This is a genomic window from Pseudomonas sp. NPDC087803 (assembly GCF_044742995.1).
In the GTDB taxonomy this organism is placed as follows: Bacteria; Pseudomonadota; Gammaproteobacteria; order Pseudomonadales; family Pseudomonadaceae; genus Aquipseudomonas.
The window spans coordinates 563-2330 of sequence record NZ_JBIUVO010000129.1 but is presented as its reverse complement, the minus strand read 5'-3'; the positions used below and the strand labels follow the sequence as shown (position 1 = coordinate 2330).

The window sequence follows — 1768 nt, the reverse complement described above, 5'->3', positions numbered from 1 at the left end:
AGCTTAGCACGGGTAACATTGCCTACATTAACGGTGTTTGGACGAGCGGATCCGCTGGTCAGACCGGCCGCCTTCTTCAGCAGAACCGAAGCAGGGGTGGATTTGGTTTCGAAAGTAAAGCTACGGTCGCTGTAGACAGTGATGATCACTGGAGTCGGCAGACCTGCTTCAAGACCCTGAGTACGGGCGTTGAAAGCCTTGCAGAATTCCATGATGTTCACGCCGTGCTGACCCAGAGCAGGACCAACAGGTGGACTTGGGTTAGCCTGAGCGGCCTTCACTTGCAGCTTGATGTAAGCGGTAATCTTCTTGGCCATGAGGCACTCCAATTACGGGTTCGAACGCCTCGAAAGGCTCCCCGGTTACTTGCGCGTTTATCCCAGTGACGACAAAACCCCACAGCCTAGGGCTGCGGGGTTGGGATGCTTGTTCAGTTAGACCTTTTCGACCTGACTGAACTCCAACTCTACCGGAGTAGAGCGACCGAAAATAAGCACTGCCACCTGGACACGGCTCTTTTCGTAGTTAACTTCTTCGACAGTGCCGTTAAAGTCAGCGAATGGACCGTCAGTAACACGAACCACTTCACCCGGCTCAAACAGAGTCTTCGGCTTCGGCTTGTCGCTACCATCAGCCACGCGACGCAGAATGGCTTCCGCCTCTTTGTCGGTGATTGGAGCAGGCTTGTCGGCGGTACCGCCAATGAAGCCCATCACCCGAGGAGTATCCTTGACCAAGTGCCAAGTACCCTCGTTCATATCCATCTGTACCAGCACATAACCTGGGAAGAACTTGCGTTCGCTTTTGCGCTTCTGGCCATTACGCATTTCAACCACTTCTTCAGTGGGAACCAGAATTTCGCCGAAGCCATCTTCCATGCCAGCCAGCTTTACGCGCTCAATCAGCGAGCGCATGACATGCTTCTCGTAACCCGAGTAAGCATGCACAACGTACCAACGCTTAGCCACGGGACACCCTTAGCCGACAATCAAGGAAACAAGCCAGCCGAGCAGGGAGTCAACACCCCACAACAGCAACGCCATAACGATAACCACAGCAACAACGATCAACGTTGTCTGCGTGGTTTCCTGGCGAGTTGGCCATACGACTTTACGAATCTCGGTGCGAGCTTCCTTAACGAGTACAAAGAACGACTTGCCCTTTGCGGTCTGCAGGCCTACAAAGGCAGCTACAGCAGCAATGACGAGCAAAGCGAGTACACGATACAGGATCGGCGAACCAGCGTAATACTGATTACCAACAACGCCGACAACCACCAAAGCGACTACTACAAGCCACTTGAGCAGATCGAAGCGAGAGCCTTGAGCTTCAGCCTTAGGAGTCATCTATGAAGATCCTGTGAAAAGAAAGCCAGATACACCGAGTGAATCTGGCAGGTCAGGAGGGAATCGAACCCCCAACCTACGGTTTTGGAGACCGTCGCTCTGCCAATTGAGCTACTGACCTAAAACAAAATCAGGCCGACCATTATGCCGGCCCGAAAAATACATTACAACCGCTTACTCGATGATTTTGGCTACGACGCCAGCGCCGACGGTACGACCGCCTTCACGGATAGCGAAACGCAGACCGTCTTCCATCGCGATGGTTTTGATCAGGGTAACAGTCATCTGAATGTTGTCACCTGGCATTACCATTTCAACGCCTTCTGGCAGCTCGCAGTTACCAGTCACGTCAGTAGTACGGAAGTAGAACTGTGGACGGTAGCCTTTGAAGAACGGAGTGTGACGACCGCCTTCTTCCTTGC

3 protein-coding genes, 1 tRNA gene and 1 pseudogene (1 of these 5 only partly in view) are annotated in these 1768 nt (G+C 52.9%); all 5 read right to left on the bottom strand.

What is annotated here, in order from left to right; all coding sequences use genetic code 11:
- Window positions 1–317, bottom strand: a 317-nt coding sequence (gene rplK / locus ACIOUG_RS26780; protein ID WP_401070158.1) for a 50S ribosomal protein L11, incomplete at its 3' end; no start/stop codon positions are given.
- 117 nt (window positions 318–434) lie between these two features.
- Entirely contained in the window at window positions 435–968 is a 534-nt protein-coding gene (gene nusG, locus ACIOUG_RS26775) for a transcription termination/antitermination protein NusG (protein WP_025113545.1), read from the bottom strand.
- Window positions 969–977: 9 nt separating this feature from the next.
- Entirely contained in the window at window positions 978–1346 is a 369-nt protein-coding gene (gene secE / locus ACIOUG_RS26770) for a preprotein translocase subunit SecE (protein ID WP_401070155.1), read from the bottom strand.
- 45 nt (window positions 1347–1391) lie between these two features.
- Window positions 1392–1467 (bottom strand) — tRNA-Trp (locus ACIOUG_RS26765).
- Between the two features lie 53 nt (window positions 1468–1520).
- Window positions 1521–1768 (bottom strand): annotated as a pseudogene (locus ACIOUG_RS26760) (EF-Tu/IF-2/RF-3 family GTPase); its annotated part runs 562 nt beyond the window's last position; the annotation flags it as partial.

Bases quoted from the DNA above. Each gene is read 5' to 3' on its own strand.
- secE (WP_401070155.1), bottom strand. From the start codon at position 1,346: ATGACTCCTAAGGCTGAAGCTCAAGGCTCTCGCTTCGATCTGCTCAAG.